Source organism: Planococcus sp. APC 3900 (assembly GCF_030407735.1).
GTDB classification, from domain to species: domain Bacteria; phylum Bacillota; class Bacilli; order Bacillales_A; family Planococcaceae; genus Planococcus; species Planococcus notacanthi.
Map to the genome: position 1 here is coordinate 543,646 of NZ_JASDCT010000001.1, position 17,918 is coordinate 561,563.

Genomic DNA, 17,918 nt, shown 5'->3' on the forward strand with positions numbered 1-17,918 from the left:
CTATGGTAAAAGAATTTGAAAAAGAAGTCATGCAGGCAATGGACAAGATGTTTGAAAATGAAATGAAAAAAGTCAATGATGCACTGGATCAAGATCTTCTGATTTCCTTAATCGGAGAAGTGAACGCGGGCAAATCATCCACCGTCAATAAAATCATCGGTGAAGATATTGCCAGCACCAACCCGATGCCAGGGGAAACGGTCAGTGTGGATCCCTATAATATTCATGGCCTGGAAAATATCAAATTTATGGATACACCGGGCTTAAACGATCCGAATGATGAAAATCCCAAGAAAACACTGGAGTTCGTCCAGAAATCCGACGTCGTGCTGTTCTTCCTGAATGCAGCAGGAACGGTATTCTCTGAAAGCGAAAAAGAGAAATTCAATGAAATTGAAAAACACAATAAAGATATTTTAATTGTCTTGAATAAAATCGATGCAGCAGAGAATATTCCGTCCATTGTCCAGTTCGTCAAAGAGCATACCGCCCATAAATACAAAGTCATTCCGATTTCTTCGAAAACAGAAGAAAATCTGGAAACCTTAAAGAAGGAAATCCTTTTTTTGCTCGAAAAGAAAGGTAAAGACCTGCTCTTCGCCAAAAGCATGAAAGAAAAGTCTTCAGCTGCCACACGCTGGATCATTGGGGCTGGCGTTTCAGCTGGTGTGATCGGTGCATCGCCGATTCCAGGATCTGACGTGTTGCCGTTGACTACCTTGCAAGTTGGGTTGATCATCAAATTATCGAACCTTTACGATAAGCCATTAACCAAAAAAGCGGCAAAAGACATGATTGTCATTACGGCTACTCAAACCATCGGCCATACAATTTACCGCCAAGCCTTGAAATTCATTCCTGGAGCAGGATCCATTATTGGAGGGACTGTTGCTTCATCCATGACCTTGGCACTGGGTTATGGTGTCAAATATGCGTATGAAAACAATATCGCCATTGATTACGACATGATCGGCGATATCTTTGAGAAGCTTAAAAACCGTGAAAAAAAAGCCTGATCGCTTGCTGAACCGCTCTTCGAACGTTGAAGGGCGGTTTTCAAGTTGCTTGCGTCATTTGGATTTGTCATTTACCTTTAGGAGAAAGAACGACGGAGGTGCAGGATGAAGATATTGGTGGTGGAAGATAACCCAAGCGTCAGTTCCATGCTGGAGCTGTTCTTTTCAAAAGAAGGCATACAAGGTGAATTCGCAGCTGATGGACTGGAAGGATACCGTAAATACAAAGACGGAATATACGACCTGCTGATCTTGGACTGGATGCTTCCCGGGATGGATGGCATTGCACTATGCCGCAAAATCCGGGAGGAAGGAAACACGGTGCCGATCATCATGCTGACGGCAAAAGACAGTGAATCCGACCAGGTCATCGGTTTTGAAATGGGAGCAGACGATTATGTCACGAAACCATTCAGTCCGCTAACGTTGATGGCGCGAATCAAAGCGGTTACACGCCGAACACAGAAAGTCGAGCCTGTATCGGACTCCATCCAAACCGTCCATTTCATCGTCAACAAAGAGACGCGGGATGTACTGAAGGATGGGCAGGCGGTAGACAGCTTGACCCCGAAGGAATTCGATTTATTGCTGTTTTTCCTGCAGCATCCGAAGCAGGTGTTCAGCCGTGAACAATTATTGGAACAGGTATGGGGCTATCAGTTTTACGGCGACGAGCGGACAGTAGACGTTCACATCAAACGGTTGCGCAAGAAAATCGATGGCGGAGACAAGCTGTTCCATACGGTATGGGGAGTTGGCTATAAATTTGAAGAACACGCGAATTAAGTATTTCTATCAGCTGATTGCCAGCCATATGAGCATTTTGCTGATCGCATTTTTGATATTGAGTATTTTATTCGTCCGCTATGTGGATGATTTTGCCTATGATGAAAAAGCGGAAGAACTCGAGAATTACGGGGAACAGATCATCGCTGAACTTGAACGGGCACGCCCAGGCACTAATCTGCAGGCTTATGTATCGATCCTGGAAGCGCAGAACATCAGTTTCATCGTTTTTGATCAGCAGAGTCGGATTTTGTATCCAGTCTCAGGTTCGTTCCCGCCCGTAGAACTGACACAGGAAGAATGGAGTGTCATCGAACAGGGAGAAACACTGGTTGTCAATCGGGATGTCGAACGATTTGAACTCACAGTGACGTTTGTGGCTATGCCTTACTTTGAAAATAATCAGTTGGCAGGCGGTGTCCTGCTTGCTTCGCCCGTCAGCGGCGTCAGCGAAATGATTGCCGAGTTGAATAAAACCTTGATTACAACGATTTTGATCGCTTTTGCAATTGCCCTGCTGTTCAGCTTATGGCTGTCGAAAATGCATGTCAGCCGGATCCAGCGGATGCGAAAAGCGACTTCCATGATCAGTGAAGGGCATTATGACGTCAATCTGCCGGAATCGAATTTCGATGAGTTTGGCGATTTGGCCCATGACTTCAACAAGATGGCGGCCAAGCTTCAGCAATCCAATGAAGAAATCGACCGCCTTGAAAACCGGAGGCGCCAGTTTATGGCGGACGTCTCGCATGAAATGCGGACGCCTTTGACGACGATTGCCGGCATCATTGAAGGGCTGCGCAACAATATGATTGAAGAAGGGCAAAGGGAAAAAGGCATTCGATTGGCAAGTGAAGAAACGAAGAGGCTGATGCGCCTGGTCAACGAAAACCTGGATTATGAGAAAATCAGATCCAATCAGGTGGAGCTGACTAAAGAAGAAATCGAAGCGGACGAACTTCTGGAAATTATCCAGGAACAGTTGTATCTGCAGGCAAAGCAGAAAGGGAATCTGATTGTGGTCAATACCCAGCCAGGTGATGTCATCTATGGCGATATGGACCGCCTGATTCAAATTCTGATGAACATCACTAAAAATGCGATCCAGTTTACCGAAAACGGCACGATTTCGCTTTCTACTTTCTCAGAGGGTGATGACATGGTGATCACCGTGGAAGACGACGGGTCAGGAATCGATGTCAAAGAAATCGATATGATTTGGCGTCGTTTCTACAAAGCGGATTTGTCACGCGGCAGCGGGCAATTTGGGCTTGGTTTGTCAATCGTCAAGCAATTGGTGACGCTGCATGACGGAGAAGTTCGCGTTGAAAGCGAAAAAGGGAAAGGGACGAAATTTATTATCCGCCTCCCCTACAAAAAGTAACCCTGGGATTTTCCCTCGGGTTATTTTTTGTGCCGAACTTTCTCTTTCTGTTAAAACTCTGGTCATAGTTTATTCATAACTGCTTGATAAGCTTTGTATAACGGCTTAAGAAAAGAGGGAACAGAGATGAAGAAAGTTTACTATATCGCCATTGGTGCGGCAGCGGCAGCGGTTATCTTTATGCTGGTTGCATTTTCAGAAGATGAAACAGTGGCTTCAGTAGGAGACACGAAAATTACAAAAGATGCACTATATGAAAAAATGTTGGCTTCTTCGGGGCCTGCGGCACTGGATGTTTTGATTTCCAATGAAGTGGTCAATCAGGAAGCGGATAAAGCGGGAGTCAAAGTGACGCAGGAAGAGCTGGATGCGGAAATGGCAGTTTACGAAGAAAGCTATGGCGGGACAGAAGCGCTTGAACAAGCTCTTGCTGCCAGCGGCATGGCGATAACGGATTTGAAAGAGGAGATGGAAATTTACTTGAAGGTCGAGAAAATCGTCGGGCCTGATATTAAGATAAGCGATGAACAGATCAAAACCTATTTCGAAGAAAATAAGGATGCATTCAATCAGCCATCACAGGTGGAAGCGAACCATATATTGGTAGCTACTCAGGAAGAAGCCGACGAAGTCAAAGCCAAGTTGGATGACGGCGGCGACTTCGCTGAAATGGCGGCGGAATATTCGACAGATACAAGCAATGCTGAAAATGGCGGTGCATTGGGAGCTTTTGGTGCCGGTGAGATGGCCCCTGAATTCGAGGAAGCTGCATTCAGTATGGAAGTAGATGAAATCAGTGAACCTGTCCAAACAGATTATGGATTCCATATTATTCAGGTGACAGGAAAAACCGCTGCAGTCGAGGCGAACTTGGAAGACAGCAAAGAGCAAATCAAAGAAACTTTATTTGATGAAGCGTTGAATACGAAATACGCAGAATGGCTGGCCGAAAAAACGGAGTCATACGACATCGTTAATACGTTGGCAGAATAAGGAGGACATATGATGGGATATTATAATTCGAATGACAAGAAAACGGGCAAACGAGGCTATTTCGCTTCGAGCTTTACAGGATTGATTGCAGGGGCGTTATTGGTGGGAGTCATTTTGCCTGGCGTAACAGACGCAGAACCGGAAACGGCTGTAGGAGCAACAACAACCGAGTCGGTCAGTGGCGTGCAGACAACTTCCACAGTGGTCACTTCGGATGTGACGGAAATTGTAGAACAGACCAACGATGCGGTCGTTGGCGTTTCAAATTTGCAGATGGCACAGCAAAATCCATTTTCTGCCCCAACTGCCACAGACAATGAAGCGCAGGAGGCCGGTGCCGGATCTGGGGTGATCTACAAGAAAGACGGAGACACTGCATATATTGTCACCAATAACCATGTTGTAGAAGGTGCCGAAGACGTCATGGTCACCTTGTCAGATGGAACTGAATTGGATGCAGAAGTGCTTGGGACGGATGTATGGACTGATTTGGCTGTTTTGAAAGTTCCAAGTAAAAGTATTGAAACAGTTGCTGAATTTGGAGATTCTTCAGTCTTGAAAGCCGGAGAACCGGTAATTACAATTGGTAACCCGTTAGGCCTTCAATTCTCGGGATCGGTGACCACAGGGGTCATTTCGGGAACCGAGCGCTTGATTCCGATTGATGTAAACCAGGACGGCACAGAAGATTGGCAGTCGGAAGTTCTTCAAACTGATGCTGCCATCAACCCGGGCAATAGTGGGGGCGCGCTGATCAATGCTAAGGGTCAATTGATCGGCATCAACTCCATGAAAATTGCGCAAGCAGCAGTAGAAGGAATTGGTTTGGCCATCCCAATCAATACCGCTATCCCGATCATTGCAGATCTGGAGACCGAAGGCGCAGTTGAGCGCCCTTCGATGGGTGTCGCTATATTGGATTTAGCTGAAGTGCCAGCACAGTATCGCACTGGCCAATTAGGGTTGCCCGCAGAAGTGGAAGGCGGCATTGTCGTCCAATCCGTGGTCGAAGGATCCGGAGCGGCAACAGCCGGAATGGAAGCATATGATGTCATTGTTGAACTGGACGGCAAGCCGGTGAAATCAATTCTCGAGCTTCGCCAATACCTTTACAACGAAACGGAAGTTGGGGATACGTTGGAAGTGAAGGCTTATAGAGGCGGCGAACTCATGAGTTTCGAATTGGAATTGACGGAAAGCATGTAAGTGGAAAAGAGAAAGGATTTGGCATTGAAATAAAGGCTGCGAGTTTTTGAACAGCATAAAAGCTTCCCAATTGCGTGGGAAGCTTTTTGTGTGGGAATTTCTAAATGGCTCATGTAAGAAAGGGATCAGTTGAAAATTCCGAACCAATCTGTTGCAATTCCAAAACCGACAAGGATGAGAACGAGCACAACAAAAATAATGATGCCCAGCTGCAAAGGCTTGTAGCCTGTGGTTCTAGGTTCTTGCAAACCTTCTTTTTCTTCGTTCGGACGGCGCTTCGCTTCTTCTTCGGTTTCTTTCATGTAATCGTCTTTTTCATTATTGCTCATTTGAATGCCTCCTTGGACTTACCGTTAATAGTCTTTACCCTTAAAAATAAGGGTTCAATCCACTAATTTTTCTTCTGTTTTCAGTTCGCGCTGTGTCAATTTTTGTGCCAGTTCACGGCCAAAAAGCTGTGAAGATTGCGGATCTCGACCTGTCAGGATTTGTTTGCTGCCCCAAACAACATAGGCATCCTGTTCTTTTTCTTCATGGTAATCTGCGATTCTGCTCAATTCATCCTCTAAGCTGAAAGGCAGCAAATCCACCACTTCTTCAGGCTCATTTGCATTGGGATAGCCGGTTACTTTCAGCCCTTCAAGAATTCCGCGGCCTTCTCTGGTTTTCGTATAGATGAGTGGTGCCGGCCCGTGGCAAACTGCAGAAACGATGCCACCCAATTCATACATAATATTAATGACAGCATGCAAATCTTCATTATGCGCCAAATCGAACATGGCTCCATGTCCACCAACAATCATGATGGCATCGTAGTCACTGGCTTTGACGTCCACAATCGGAGTTGTTTTATCTGCCATACCTGATTCATATTGTTTTTTATAAATTCCATCTGGATCATAATCTTTGCTGAGGCTTAATGGATCGACGACGGGTTTTCCGCCATCAATAGAAGCGAGTCCTACGGTATGGCCTTCTTTTTCAAGTTCCAATGCAGGTGCGAAAAGTTCTTCTGCCCACCAACCTGTTACATAATTATGCTCTTCATCTGTATAACCATTGGATAACACTGCCAATACTTTTGCCATGGTATCTTCCTCCTACTTTAAAAAGTCCTTGTTTCTTCATTTACCCTGTAAAGGAATCCTGAAACGTGGCAAATGAGCAGTTCGTGGATTTGGTCAGGGGAATTATGCTACGATTATTGCATGAATTGAAAGAAGAGGTGGACCACTTGAAAGAACTCACACAAGAAACGCAAGTAACCTTGCTGGAAGCCATGCTCGATGGCAGTAAAGTGGGGACGATCGTAACGGATCCGTCGCAACAGGATAATCCGATCATCTACACCAATCGAACGTTTATTGAAATGACAGGATATACACAACAAGAAGTAATCGGAAAGAACTGTCGATTTTTGCAGGGGCCAGAAACCGATAAAGAAGATATAGAGAAAATGAGGAAAGCTATTGCTGCTGAGGAAGCAATTACATTGACGTTGCGGAATTACCGGAAAGACGGTTCGCCGTTTTGGAACCGTTTGGCCATTGAACCCGTCCAAATAGAGGATAAACTGTATTTCATCGGTACGCAGACAGATATCACGCTGGAACGTTCCCAGCAACAGGCGATTATGGCCAATGAAGATGAAATCGAAAAGTTGATGCTTCCTATTCTATCCATACAAGAGAATGTAGCTACTGTCGCGCTGGTCGGTACGATGAATCTTCAACGTTTTGAAACCTTGAAGGTAAAAATCTGCGAGTATGTGCAAGAACATCGAATTGAGCACGCCATCATTGATATTACAGGCTTGTCCTGGAATGAAAAATCACCGCTTTATTGGTTCCAGCAGATTTACGAAGCGCTTCGGATTATGGGAAGCAATCTCTATGTAACCGGAATCTCTCCGGCCGCTGCACAGCAATTTGCCGACGACTTAGATCGGAACAGCCAGCTGATTACTTTTTCCACAATTGAAAGAGCTTTGAGTTTCATTACTCAAAAAACCACTGGAGAAAACCATTTCAGTTGACTAAGGATTGCCATAAGAGGTAAGTTTTAAGTGTTCTCAAATACAAATCAGGAAAGAGGTTGGAAAAATGTCAGCATTATTCACAACATCTGTAACAGCCACTGGTGGCCGTGAAGGAAGAGTCATTTCCGAAGACAATGTATTGGATCTTCAATTGGTTTCGCCGAAAGAATTGGGCGGTCCCGGAGGAGAAGGCACAAACCCTGAACAATTATTTGCAGCAGGTTACTCCGCTTGTTTTGACGGAGCATTGAACTTAATCATCAAAAGAGAAAAAGCAGATGTCTCCAGCACTTCCATTAAAGCGGATGTTCACTTCCTGAAAGATGAAGGAAATGACGGTTTTAAAATCGGTGTTACTTTAAATGCTCATTTAGAAGGTGTGGATGAAGCAACAGCGAAAGACCTTGTAGAAAAAGCACATGCGTTCTGCCCATACTCCAAAGCAACAAGAGGCAATGTCGACGTAGAATTGAAAATCGTATAAAAATTAGAAAAAGCCGGAAAGCTTCACTTTCCGGCTTTTTTTTATGGTGAAAAACTGAAGTAGTTGCAGTGGGAAATACAGAATATGGTTTTAAAAAAATAGAGCGGGGTAGAAAGATAATGCAGAGTCATAACGAAAATAGAGGATGATGGAGGGAATGGATAAAGAACAGAGAAAGCAGCAGACTTCAGAAGACAGCAAAGTTACTGACCAAGATTCAAATGAATCGGCGAATCAGTTTAATGCAGGTGGTAATGACTCTGATTATGATGGTGGGCATCCAGGAGATGCCTTGAATGAAGAACAAAAGAAAGAACAGCAAGAATATAAAACCGGTACTTCCTATAATTCAGGTGGAAACGACTCTGATTACGACGGTGGGCATCCAGGAGATGTCGAGCCTGAAAGTAAGGGACACGTGGGTTCTAAAGACGAAAACTAAAATTATACAGGAGGTTTTATTTATGTTTTTTCACACAGGAGAACTTCAATACCACGCAAAACCGGATGCTCCAGATCCAGTCTTCGCTAAACAAGTACAGGAACTGATCGGCGGGCAATTCGGTGAAATGTCAGTTGCTATGCAATACTTATTCCAAGGGTGGAGCACAAGAGGGAACGAAAAATATAGAGATCTTCTGATGGATACTGGAACGCAGGAGTTGGGGCATATTGAAATGCTCGCAACAATGGTGGCCAGACTCCTTGAAGGGGCACCTGTTTATGAACAGGAAAAAGCTGCAAGCGATCCGATTATAGGCGCAATCATGGGTGGCATGAATCCGCAGCATGCCATTGTCCATGGATTAGGCGCTTCTCCAAAAGACAGCAATGGTGTGCCTTGGAACGCGGGATATATCGTAGCAAGCGGAAACCTGTTGGCGGATTTCCGCGCTAACGTCAATGCAGAATCACAGGGCCGTCTTCAAGTAGCCCGCCTTTACAGCATGACAGACGACAGAGGCGTAAAAGATCTGTTCTCATTCTTGCTTGCACGTGATACCATGCACCAAAACCAATGGCTAGCTGCTATAAAAGAATTGGAAGCGAAGGAAGGCCCGATTGTGCCTGGAACACTTCCTCCAGAATGGGAAGCGACAGAATTCTCCCACATCCTTTACACGAACTCAGAAAGCAGCAAAGAGCTGAAATGGATGAACGAGCCAGCACCGGATGGCCATGAATTTACATTCGGTAAACCAGAACCGTTGAGTGAAAAACCGGTGTTGAAGCCAGCTCCTCCAGAAGCACATAATTCATTGCCGGAAGATGAATTGAAATAATCAGCCCAGGCTGTCCCGAAGTCACCACTATTGGCTTTTAGGGGCAGCCTTTATTTTTTTCCAGAACATTTGCTGGGGAAGGAGGGGAAGAAGTGGCCGCAAGACCTTGGCTCATGAAACAGGAATGGAAAGACGTCGTTTTTCTGCATTGGCCTGTAAAACCTGAATGGCTGCGCCGATTTGTTCCCGATGAGCTGGAAATCGATTTATATGACGATCAAGCTTGGCTCGGAGTGGTTTTTTTTCAAGCGAAAGCGACACGTCCACGATTTCTGCCTCCAGTTCCGGGAACACGTTCTTTTTTGGAGCTGAATGTCAGGACTTATGTGAAGTATGGAAACAGGAGAGGCGTGTTTTTCTTTAGCTTGGATGCCAATAGCCTGCCTGCAGTGAAAGCTGCTTCTTATAGAGGTTTTTTGCCTTATCGCTACGCCGAAATAAGCGTGACAAAAAAAGCCGGCAAATGGAGGTTTTCCAGTCGGCGAATCGAAGCGGGACGGTTCCCAGAATCTTTCGATATGAGCTATAAACCTGCTTTTACACCCATTGCATCCAGCCCCATAGAGCACTGGCTAACGGAACGTTATTGTTTATGGACTAAACCTGAAAACCGGCTTTACCGGGTTGATATCTCGCACTCGCATTGGACATTGCATTATTTAAAAGGACATATCGATCAAAATACAATGGCATCCTATCTTCCGGTTTCTTTGCATCGACAACAGCCAATGGCTCATTATTCACGGCAGCAAACAGTATGGTTTTATGCACCTGTGAAAGAGTAGGAAGAGACTGGTTGCGGGAAAATAGACTTGGCTAATTTGAAGTTTAACTAAAAACTAAACACACCGAGGCGGCTGCCCCGGTGTGTTTTTTGAATGGCATTATTTTCGGTTGGGTTCTTGTTTTAATGTATAGGAAGTCTCTTTTTGTTCCCAGACACGCTTTGTTAAATAAATATGGAAAAACCATTCGCCGACAGCAATAAGCAAGGCTGAATAGATTGCAGGCATGACAAGCGAAAAATCAGGATTATTAATCAGCCATAGCCCACCCAGCCAGACAATTAGAAATACCAGCACAAAGTCACCTCCGGTTGCCACTTTGTTGGAGGTTTTCGGATAAATAGTTAAATCACCAATAAAGCCGACAGCGGTGATGATCAGACTGAGGATGAAAATTTCAAAGACTTCCACTTCATAAGCAATGCCAAGTATGACAAACAATACGGAGAAGACCATAGCAAATTTAATCAAAATTGCCTCAAGATACTTCATGCTTTCCACCTCCTTGAAAAAGCTGTTGTTACTTTTCGTATACCCGTTTCAATCGATTCAATTCATAAAACCTGTAAAAAAAGACAAAAAAAGACCCGGCTTTTGCCGGGGCTGCCACGGGTCAGGAACTGATGAAATCGCCGCCATTTACATGGATTGCCTGGCCTGTCACATAGGTTGAGTCTTTGGAAGCCAAGTAAACATAAGCAGGCGCTAATTCGGAAGGCTGTCCACGTCGCTCCATTGGGGTGTCGCCACCATGTTCGCCCACTTTTTCTGCTCCAAAGGTCGCTGGAATCAATGGCGTCCAAATAGGGCCTGGAGCCACTGAGTTGACGCGTATACCTTGTTCAGCGATATTGGCTGATAAGGAACGTGTAAAGCTGGTGATTGCGCCTTTTGTAGATGAATAATCAATCAGCTCCGGAGAACCGCGATAAGCCGTGACCGAAGATGTATTGATGATGCTATCGCCTTTTTGGAGATGCGGCAATGCAGCTTGCGTCAAATAGAACATGCTGAAGATATTAGTCGAAAAAGTCTCCATCAACTGATCTGGACTGATAGCCAAAAAATCATCCTGTGGGAATTGTTTTCCTGCATTATTGACCAAAATATTCAATTGGCCGAATTCGGAAATGACGTCCACTACCAGTTGATTGCATTTTTCTACATCGCTGACATCTGTAGCGAATTTTGCACCTTTGGCTCCATAAGATTCAATTGCTTTTATCGTTTCGTCAGCATCTTCGTGCTCATCTAAATAAGCAATTGCGACGTTGGCGCCTTCCTTCGCATAAGCTACTGCCACAGCACGGCCGATTCCACTGTCGCCTCCTGTCACCAGCGCAACTTTGCCTTCCAGTTTTCCAGAACCTTTGTAGTCTTTATCATCATAAATCGGTTCCGGACTCATTTGCTCTTCAGAACCAGGCTGTTTGGATTGCTCCTGCGGTTCTACCTGTTCATCGATTTCTTCAAATTTATCTTTAGCCATAATGAATCCTCCTCTAATTAAGTAGCATGTTTTCCTTATTCCCGTTGATGGCTTGCTTAAACGCAATCTCCAATAATATGGAAGGCGGTAGGGGAGGTGATTGTTTTGGTTTAGGAATAAAATAAAAAACGGAAACACCAGTCTGAATGAGGTGTTTCCGTTTGGGTTATGGGTGTTTTAAAACATGATTAAGATTCTCCTGTGACTACACCACAGGCAATTCGATCGCCCGAGTCACCGGAAGGGTCCGTCGTTTGATCATCTTCAGCGGCGTGTATAACAAGTGCTGTACCGCCTTCTTTGAGCAATGAGTTTTCTTCACCGATAGCGAGCGTGACATTTTCAGCTGTGAACTCCTGTGAAGCGGTGCCGTCAGAGCTGGCTTCAATATTCGGTAAATCACCGGCGTGAGGACCGTCGGGGTTGTCCATACCATGCATGGCATCGGCCGGATTGAAATGGCCGCCAGCCGTTTCGAAGTCAGGTCCTTCGCACATTCCGGTTTCATGGAAATGGATGCCGTGCATGCCTTCTTCCAAGCCTTCAACTTCAAGTGCTACCTTAACTCCGGCATCTTCTTCAGATAATTCCGCGGTGCCGATGGCATTTCCATCACTGTCCATCATTTCAACAGTAAGCATCAAAATTTCTTCACTGCTGCCTTCCTCTGTTTCCGCTTCATCCGCTTCTTCACCTTCGGGTGGACTTTCTTCTTCTCCTTCAATATCTTCAGTGTTTTCAGCCGGTGCACCATCTGATTCTGTAGGTGGATCTTCTGTGCTTTCATTGCCGCAGGCTGTTAAAAATAATAAGAAAGCCAGTACCAAAACAAGCATAAGCCATCGCTTCATCTGAACTCCTCCTCGAAATCGTGTTATTCTACATTACACTTAATGGCTGATGAATAAACGCAATTTTCTGAAATGGATTCTTTTGTAGGAGAAAAAGAGCTATTCTTTTCTTTTACGGAATACGAACATCAGTCCAAGCAAGGCAGACAGAACACTGATGATGAGTGCAGGTTTGAAGAAAGGTGGGCTGTAGCTCAACGAAACTTGATTATCTCCTGATTCTAAAGGTACCGCGATAAAAGCAAAATCCGCCTTTAACACCTCCACTTTTTGGCCATTTACAGAAGCCTTCCAGCCCCGCTCATAAGGGATCGGCAACTTCAAGTAACCCTCATTTTCTGGATTGGCGTAATTCAGGCTGACATTGCTGCCGTCGATAATCAGGTTGCTGGATAAATCAGGCTGATCAGCTTGCTGCCGCAGGGTCTTATAGTCTTCGGCAGAGAGCTGGATTCCGGTTAACTCGTAATCGCCTTTCGGAAGGCGGATTTCGATTTGTTGTTCAGCAGGAATACGGATTGTGAGGTCATCTACAAATGTTTTGTAGACAGACTGGTTGGATTTTCTGGTCGTGTGATAATCATTGACAGCAAGCGGAAATCCTTTGTCTGCAGCTTTGTTTTCCAAGTGGAAGGAGACGAACAAATCGTTCACGGATTCGGGAAGAGCTTCTATGTCTATGCTTAAGCCTCCGCTTTCTTCCGTAACCTGCAGATGATTGCCGTCATAAGACCCGCCCATCGCTGTCACGTCAAAATCAGGGGAGGCGCCAGCGTCTGCTTCGAGTACCTCCGTGCCTTTTGCTTGCTCGAGAATGATACCTGTGAGCATGGCCTGTTCGCGCATCAATGGAGACATTTCCAACACTTGCTGTTCTTCATAGACTGTCGAAGTAGAGCGTGCAAATGGCAAGACATGATTGTTTTCGAAGACAGCGAAATTTTCTGTCGCATAAATTTCAGTGAAGCCGTATGGAACATTGTCATCCCCGTGCGGGCGGATGACGTATTTCCCCTGCAGCATGCTGTGCAGATTAGCACGGTTGCCAAGCGTTGCGTAACGGCTCACGCTTTCACGCCCCATGTCTATTTCAAGATCATATAAGTAAAAGTACAAGAGGTTTTTATTCAAAATACTGGAATAGGCACTCAAGCCTTGGAAGTCCTGGACAATGGGTGTGTTGTTTCGGACGCCTTCCATCCATTCAATGCGGTAAGGGCCGCCGGTTTCTTTGGCCTGCACATCATCCAGCAGTTCCTGGATTTCAGGGTCATCATAATCCGCCCCGGTCATCAGTTCTTCACCAACTTGAGCAATATCACCATCGTAAAGAATCTTCTCGACTTGGTAGGTATTTGCGAACAGCAAAGTCCATGCAAATAAGAAAGCCATCAAAAAACCTTTAAACACAGGTTTTTTGAATTGAACGTAAAGGAATAGCAGGAACATCGTGATCAGCAGGTTGATGAAAGTGAGAACCGAAACCCGCGAACCAATCGCTAATAATTCATCGCTCCAAGCATACAAGGCAAAACAGAAAGTCGCCCCAACTGCTGCAATTGCAAATCGCCGCATTGTGAATTGGTGCAAGTGGTCAAATGCAACGGCAACTGCACCACCCATCACCAGCGACAAAAAGTATTCCCAGCGGTATTGAGGAGCAGAGAAACCATTAAAAACGCTGCCGATCAAGGGACTGTGGTGCATGATAACTCCGGCGATGCCAAGGATTGCAAACAAGCGGAAGGTTTTATGACGATACAGGAAACCACAAAACAGCAGCAAGACGAAAAATGCGGGCAAGACGATAAAACGGCTATTGAACAAAATATTGTCAGTTAGATCAAGCCACGGAATGTCCTGCTGAAATGGCGGCCGGTGATTGTTCAAGTAGGCATAGACGGCAGGGATGAAGGAAACAGCACTGATGCCAGCTCCAATAAGCCCTGACACGACGAAGTTCAGCAATATTTTCTTTTTGTCTCTTTCACTTTCAGTCAACGGGATGAACAGCCGGACCAGAATATAAATGGCAGCCAGCAAAAAATTGATGTAGGCAAAGTAAAAATTGTCGATCATCGAAATAGCGACTGCTGCCAAAAACCAGCCTGGCTTTTTTTCGCGGAAAATCTTTTCGGCACCGAACAATAAAATCGGCAGCCATATAAAGGCATCAGCGAAAAATTCCCAATAGGTCACATGGCGGAAATACATACCTGAAATGCCGTATAGGGAAGCACCGAGAAGTGCTGCGTATTTCGAGATTTTCATATACATAAAAAAACGTGTTGTAATGAACAAGACAGCAGCCAAGCGGATGATGCTGATAAAGACAGCGGCATTCGCCCAAAACAGTACATCCGTTGTCTGGATGATGTTGATTGTTTTTAAAATGAAGACAATGGCGACTGAAATCAGAAATACGATAGACGTGGAAAAGTAATAAGACAGTTCACTGAATGTGCCTGCTCCAAGTCCGAAATCAAACGAGTAGAAAAATTCCCCACGGGTATATTGTTCATATAGAAGATGCTTGAAAGGCATCATCTGTGAAAGACCATCGTTGATTCCCACCATAAAATGGCCGTGCGACCATTGATACAAGAAAACAGCATGCCCGATTGCTGATAAGATTAAACTGAATAATAACAGAAGAAGTGCAGGGCGTAGCTTTTGCATAGAGTCACCGTCTTTTTGGTTATTTTGGATGGACTTTATCTTTGAGAATTTTGCTTGATACCACAAAAGTTATCGGAACTGTAAACAATACGGCGGCAAAAGGCGCAATATTGCTGTTCAGGTGAAGAAACTCAACGAAAATGAAAATAAGGGCTGTTGAAACGGACATATTGACAACCTGAGTCAACGGGAAGTACAGGTACTTTTTAAGCGTAGGCTTGATCCGGTAAGTCACATAACAGTTTAAGAAAAAGGAAATGTTCAAACTGATGAGAAAGCCGACAATATGGGCCAGCAGATAAGGCAGTGCAAATACATTATGGAGCACCAGGTAGATGCTGTAATAGCTTATGGTGTTGACCACACCAACAAAAATGAAGCGTGTGAACTCGGTGTTTAATGTTTTAAGGCTCATCGTATTCATCCACGTTGCTGATGTCTACAAGAAAATGCGGACGCTGTTTGGTTTCATTATAGATGCGTCCGATGTATTCGCCGATGACTCCGAGACTGATCAGCTGGATGCCTCCGAGCAAAAGAATGGCTGTAATTGTTGTAAAGTAACCGGGAGCACCGATGCCTTCACGCAGAATATTGTATAAGGTGAAGAAAATATAGATGAGTGACAGGAAAAGAACGAGAAAGCCCGTATAAAAACAGACGCGCAACGGCTTCATATTGAACGAAATGATGCCATCGATGCCGTAATTGACCAAACTGTTGAATGACCATTTTGAATCACCGTCAGTCCGCAGGACATTTTCATAGTTGATCGTCTTTTTGCTGAGGCCGATCCAAGAAAACAGCCCTTTGGAAAAACGGTTGCTTTCACTCAATGCCAAAATCGCATTAATGGCTTTGCGGCTTAATAATCGGAAATCGCCTTCGCCATCCTGCAAGTCGACGTCGGTGATTGAATTGATCAGTTTGTAGTACAGTGAAGAAAACAGGGAGCGGATTTTGGAATCGCCGGTGCGTGAGCGCCTTGCCACAACTTGATTGAATCCTTCTTCGTAACCTTTGACCATTTCACCGATCAGAGTAGGCGGATGCTGCAAGTCGCTGTCCATGACAATGGCAGCATCGCCTTTGATGCGTTTCAAGCCGGCGAGCATGGCGGACTCTTTTCCAAAATTCCGCGTCAGCGAAATATATTTAACGGTGTCATGCACTGCTGCCAATTTTAAAATTTCCTGCAATGTACCGTCACTGCTGCCATCATTGATGAACATAATTTCATAACGATATGGAAGCTCCTCAAGTTCCTTCACCAATTTGGCATACATAGAAGCGATATTGGCTTCTTCGTTAAATGCCGGAATTACAATGGAGATAAGCTTCATGTTTAATTCCCCTTTCAAACTGCTTCTGAAAAATCTTCTTTAGTTTTATTACCCGGGCCATTTAATAAGTATGCCTGACGAAAATGAAACTTCCTGGCCCTCAATACGTATTAGTATACGTCAGGTGTTTTGAGAAAACATTTGTCTGAAAATTCAGCGGGTTTTCGCCGATGCTTACGGGCTTGAGGCAATTGGATTTATTACGCTGGAGACTGGGAATCGGAGTCTGACGATAGGCTTTATTCGTTGAATTTTACTTGTTGGACCGATACCATTAAAATAGAATACATACTGATGAATGGAGAGTGTTAAGAATGGCGATCAATCTCGTAAAAGGTCAGAAAATTGATTTAACAAAAGGACGTTCATCGCTTTCAAGCATCATGGTTGGCCTTGGCTGGGATCCTGTTGCAACTAAAAAAAGCGGCGGGTTTTTAAGCGGCCTGCTAGGCGGCGGTGGCGGAGCTGACGTTGACTGTGACGCATCCGTATTGCTGCTGGATGAAAACGGCAAGCTGACAGCTAAAGAAAACCTGATTTATTTCGGGAATAAGAAAAGCAAAGACGGCAGTGTCGTCCATTCCGGCGATAACTTGACCGGTGAAGGCGAAGGCGACGACGAAGTGATCAACATCGACTTGAAGCGTATTTCACCGTCTATTCATCGTTTGGTTTTTGTTGTGAATATCTACAATGCGAAACAGAAGAAACAGGATTTCGGCATGATTGAAAATGCCTTTATCCGTCTGGTCGACAACCAGTCGAAAGAAGAATTGGTTCATTACAATCTTACTGATAATTATGCAGGCAAGATGTCGCTGATTACAGGGGAACTCTACCGTCAAGGCGCAGAATGGAAATTTTCAGCAATAGGCGAAGGTGCTTCAGAACCCGATATTGGATCAATTGCAAACAAATATTCTTAAGGAGTGAAATGACGAATGGCTATTAACTTATCAAAAGGGCAAAAAGTAGATTTGACGAAAAGTAACCCAGGTCTGTCTAAAGTGATCGTAGGACTAGGCTGGGATACCAATAAATATGATGGAGGACAGGATTTCGACTTGGACTCATCGGTCTTTCTGTTGAACAGTGAAGGGAAAACGGCTTCAGAAGCCGACTTTATCTTCTACAACAATACAATAGGAGCCGGCGGGGCAGTGGAACACACTGGAGATAACAAAACCGGAGAAGGCGAAGGAGACGACGAACAGGTTAACGTCAACCTTTCAGCTATTCCGGCATCAATCGAAAAAGCGACCTTCACCATTACCATCCATGACGCTGAAGCACGCGGGCAGAACTTTGGCCAGGTCAGCAACTCATATGTCCGTATCATCAATGGAGACACAAACGAAGAATTGATCCGCTATGATCTGGGAGAAGATTTTTCAATTGAAACAGCAGTCGTGGTCGGCGAACTTTACCGTCACGGTGGAGAGTGGAAATTCAACGCCATTGGCAGCGGTTATCAAGGCGGCTTAGAGTCTCTTGTTAAGGACTTTGGCTTAAACAGCTGAGGAAACGATGGAAAAGCAAGGAGACTTTCTCCTTGCTTTTTCTCCATTCATATATGAAATG

General features: G+C 44.8%; 20 protein-coding genes. 12 read left to right on the top strand and 8 right to left on the bottom strand.

Going from position 1 to position 17,918, the window contains the following annotated elements; translation table 11 throughout:
* Nucleotides 1–2: 2 nt before the first annotated feature.
* From QMA04_RS02730 to QMA04_RS02750, 5 genes are all read left to right on the top strand, one after another.
* Complete coding sequence (locus QMA04_RS02730) at nt 3–1,016, top strand: YcjF family protein (protein ID WP_191714963.1); 1,014 nt, start codon at nt 3–5, stop codon at nt 1,014–1,016.
* Between the two features lie 105 nt (nt 1,017–1,121).
* Nucleotides 1,122–1,802, top strand: coding sequence for a response regulator transcription factor (locus QMA04_RS02735; RefSeq protein WP_290183883.1), 681 nt, complete (start codon nt 1,122–1,124; stop codon nt 1,800–1,802).
* A complete protein-coding gene (locus tag QMA04_RS02740; protein ID WP_290183884.1) occupies nt 1,783–3,186 on the top strand; it encodes a sensor histidine kinase in 1,404 nt (467 codons plus the stop codon). The genes QMA04_RS02735 and QMA04_RS02740 overlap by 20 nt, the downstream gene beginning before the upstream one ends.
* Nucleotides 3,187–3,312: 126 nt before the next feature.
* Nucleotides 3,313–4,179, top strand: a complete 867-nt coding sequence (locus QMA04_RS02745; protein WP_290183885.1) for a peptidylprolyl isomerase — start codon at nt 3,313–3,315, stop codon at nt 4,177–4,179.
* Nucleotides 4,180–4,191: 12 nt separating this feature from the next.
* Complete coding sequence (locus QMA04_RS02750) at nt 4,192–5,385, top strand: S1C family serine protease (RefSeq protein WP_290183886.1); 1,194 nt, start codon at nt 4,192–4,194, stop codon at nt 5,383–5,385.
* Nucleotides 5,386–5,510: 125 nt separating this feature from the next.
* On the opposite strand, the gene QMA04_RS02755 is transcribed toward QMA04_RS02750, so the two are convergent.
* Together QMA04_RS02755 and QMA04_RS02760 are read right to left on the bottom strand one after the other, a co-directional pair.
* Nucleotides 5,511–5,714 carry a hypothetical protein gene (locus QMA04_RS02755; protein ID WP_191714967.1) on the bottom strand — a complete coding sequence of 68 codons (204 nt, stop codon included), beginning with the start codon at nt 5,712–5,714 and terminating at the stop codon, nt 5,511–5,513.
* A 54-nt stretch (nt 5,715–5,768) separates the two neighbouring features.
* Entirely contained in the window at nt 5,769–6,473 is a 705-nt protein-coding gene (locus QMA04_RS02760) for a type 1 glutamine amidotransferase domain-containing protein (protein WP_191714968.1), read from the bottom strand.
* 104 nt (nt 6,474–6,577) lie between these two features.
* On the opposite strand from QMA04_RS02760, the gene ytvA reads away from it, so the two are divergent.
* The 5 genes from ytvA to QMA04_RS02785 all read left to right on the top strand — a co-directional run bounded on the left by ytvA (nt 6,578) and on the right by QMA04_RS02785 (nt 9,975).
* The gene (gene ytvA / locus QMA04_RS02765) at nt 6,578–7,420 is read left to right on the top strand and encodes a YtvA family blue-light photoreceptor (protein WP_290183887.1); all 843 of its coding nucleotides are present in this window, start codon (nt 6,578–6,580) and stop codon (nt 7,418–7,420) included.
* A 67-nt stretch (nt 7,421–7,487) separates the two neighbouring features.
* On the top strand, nt 7,488–7,907 hold the full coding sequence (locus QMA04_RS02770) for an organic hydroperoxide resistance protein (protein WP_191714970.1): 420 nt from the start codon (nt 7,488–7,490) through the stop codon (nt 7,905–7,907).
* A gap of 157 nt (nt 7,908–8,064) precedes the next feature.
* Entirely contained in the window at nt 8,065–8,349 is a 285-nt protein-coding gene (locus tag QMA04_RS02775) for a hypothetical protein (RefSeq protein WP_290183888.1), read from the top strand.
* Between the two features lie 22 nt (nt 8,350–8,371).
* Nucleotides 8,372–9,190 carry a manganese catalase gene (locus QMA04_RS02780; protein ID WP_191714972.1) on the top strand — a complete coding sequence of 273 codons (819 nt, stop codon included), beginning with the start codon at nt 8,372–8,374 and terminating at the stop codon, nt 9,188–9,190.
* A 92-nt stretch (nt 9,191–9,282) separates the two neighbouring features.
* Nucleotides 9,283–9,975: a YqjF family protein gene (locus QMA04_RS02785; RefSeq protein WP_290183889.1), complete on the top strand. Its 693-nt coding sequence runs from the start codon at nt 9,283–9,285 to the stop codon at nt 9,973–9,975.
* 99 nt (nt 9,976–10,074) lie between these two features.
* Here the strand turns inward: QMA04_RS02785 and QMA04_RS02790 are convergent, their stop codons facing one another.
* The 6 genes from QMA04_RS02790 to QMA04_RS02815 all read right to left on the bottom strand — a co-directional run bounded on the left by QMA04_RS02790 (nt 10,075) and on the right by QMA04_RS02815 (nt 16,337).
* Entirely contained in the window at nt 10,075–10,467 is a 393-nt protein-coding gene (locus tag QMA04_RS02790) for a DUF2512 family protein (RefSeq protein WP_290183890.1), read from the bottom strand.
* A gap of 121 nt (nt 10,468–10,588) precedes the next feature.
* Nucleotides 10,589–11,464 carry an SDR family oxidoreductase gene (locus tag QMA04_RS02795; RefSeq protein WP_191714975.1) on the bottom strand — a complete coding sequence of 292 codons (876 nt, stop codon included), beginning with the start codon at nt 11,462–11,464 and terminating at the stop codon, nt 10,589–10,591.
* Between the two features lie 188 nt (nt 11,465–11,652).
* The gene (locus tag QMA04_RS02800; protein ID WP_290183891.1) at nt 11,653–12,315 is read right to left on the bottom strand and encodes a superoxide dismutase family protein; all 663 of its coding nucleotides are present in this window, start codon (nt 12,313–12,315) and stop codon (nt 11,653–11,655) included.
* A gap of 99 nt (nt 12,316–12,414) precedes the next feature.
* Complete coding sequence (locus QMA04_RS02805; protein ID WP_290183892.1) at nt 12,415–14,994, bottom strand: YfhO family protein; 2,580 nt, start codon at nt 14,992–14,994, stop codon at nt 12,415–12,417.
* 19 nt (nt 14,995–15,013) lie between these two features.
* Nucleotides 15,014–15,409, bottom strand: coding sequence for a GtrA family protein (locus tag QMA04_RS02810; RefSeq protein ID WP_203338887.1), 396 nt, complete (start codon nt 15,407–15,409; stop codon nt 15,014–15,016).
* Nucleotides 15,399–16,337, bottom strand: coding sequence for a glycosyltransferase family 2 protein (locus QMA04_RS02815; RefSeq protein WP_290183893.1), 939 nt, complete (start codon nt 16,335–16,337; stop codon nt 15,399–15,401). Before QMA04_RS02815 ends, QMA04_RS02810 begins: the two co-directional genes overlap by 11 nt.
* Nucleotides 16,338–16,651: 314 nt before the next feature.
* Here QMA04_RS02815 and QMA04_RS02820 point away from each other — a divergent pair, with 314 nt between their 5' ends.
* Together QMA04_RS02820 and QMA04_RS02825 are read left to right on the top strand one after the other, a co-directional pair.
* Entirely contained in the window at nt 16,652–17,263 is a 612-nt protein-coding gene (locus tag QMA04_RS02820; protein WP_146555821.1) for a TerD family protein, read from the top strand.
* 15 nt (nt 17,264–17,278) lie between these two features.
* Entirely contained in the window at nt 17,279–17,857 is a 579-nt protein-coding gene (locus tag QMA04_RS02825) for a TerD family protein (protein WP_191714980.1), read from the top strand.
* Nucleotides 17,858–17,918: the final 61 nt, after the last annotated feature.

Excerpts from the sequence above, each read along its gene's own strand:
- QMA04_RS02735 (WP_290183883.1), top strand. The coding sequence starts at position 1,122 with ATGAAGATATTGGTGGTGGAAGATAACCCAAGCGTCAGTTCCATGCTG.
- QMA04_RS02810 (WP_203338887.1), bottom strand. The coding sequence starts at position 15,409 with ATGAGCCTTAAAACATTAAACACCGAGTTCACACGCTTCATTTTTGTT.
- QMA04_RS02760 (WP_191714968.1), bottom strand. The coding sequence starts at position 6,473 with ATGGCAAAAGTATTGGCAGTGTTATCCAATGGTTATACAGATGAAGAG.
- QMA04_RS02780 (WP_191714972.1), top strand. The coding sequence starts at position 8,372 with ATGTTTTTTCACACAGGAGAACTTCAATACCACGCAAAACCGGATGCT.
- QMA04_RS02770 (WP_191714970.1), top strand. The coding sequence starts at position 7,488 with ATGTCAGCATTATTCACAACATCTGTAACAGCCACTGGTGGCCGTGAA.
- QMA04_RS02815 (WP_290183893.1), bottom strand. The coding sequence starts at position 16,337 with ATGAAGCTTATCTCCATTGTAATTCCGGCATTTAACGAAGAAGCCAAT.
- QMA04_RS02795 (WP_191714975.1), bottom strand. The coding sequence starts at position 11,464 with ATGGCTAAAGATAAATTTGAAGAAATCGATGAACAGGTAGAACCGCAG.
- QMA04_RS02730 (WP_191714963.1), top strand. The coding sequence starts at position 3 with ATGGTAAAAGAATTTGAAAAAGAAGTCATGCAGGCAATGGACAAGATG.
- ytvA (WP_290183887.1), top strand. The coding sequence starts at position 6,578 with ATGCTACGATTATTGCATGAATTGAAAGAAGAGGTGGACCACTTGAAA.
- QMA04_RS02825 (WP_191714980.1), top strand. The coding sequence starts at position 17,279 with ATGGCTATTAACTTATCAAAAGGGCAAAAAGTAGATTTGACGAAAAGT.
- QMA04_RS02755 (WP_191714967.1), bottom strand. The coding sequence starts at position 5,714 with ATGAGCAATAATGAAAAAGACGATTACATGAAAGAAACCGAAGAAGAA.
- QMA04_RS02775 (WP_290183888.1), top strand. The coding sequence starts at position 8,065 with ATGGATAAAGAACAGAGAAAGCAGCAGACTTCAGAAGACAGCAAAGTT.
- QMA04_RS02805 (WP_290183892.1), bottom strand. The coding sequence starts at position 14,994 with ATGCAAAAGCTACGCCCTGCACTTCTTCTGTTATTATTCAGTTTAATC.
- QMA04_RS02745 (WP_290183885.1), top strand. The coding sequence starts at position 3,313 with ATGAAGAAAGTTTACTATATCGCCATTGGTGCGGCAGCGGCAGCGGTT.
- QMA04_RS02750 (WP_290183886.1), top strand. The coding sequence starts at position 4,192 with ATGGGATATTATAATTCGAATGACAAGAAAACGGGCAAACGAGGCTAT.
- QMA04_RS02820 (WP_146555821.1), top strand. The coding sequence starts at position 16,652 with ATGGCGATCAATCTCGTAAAAGGTCAGAAAATTGATTTAACAAAAGGA.
- QMA04_RS02800 (WP_290183891.1), bottom strand. The coding sequence starts at position 12,315 with ATGAAGCGATGGCTTATGCTTGTTTTGGTACTGGCTTTCTTATTATTT.
- QMA04_RS02790 (WP_290183890.1), bottom strand. The coding sequence starts at position 10,467 with ATGAAGTATCTTGAGGCAATTTTGATTAAATTTGCTATGGTCTTCTCC.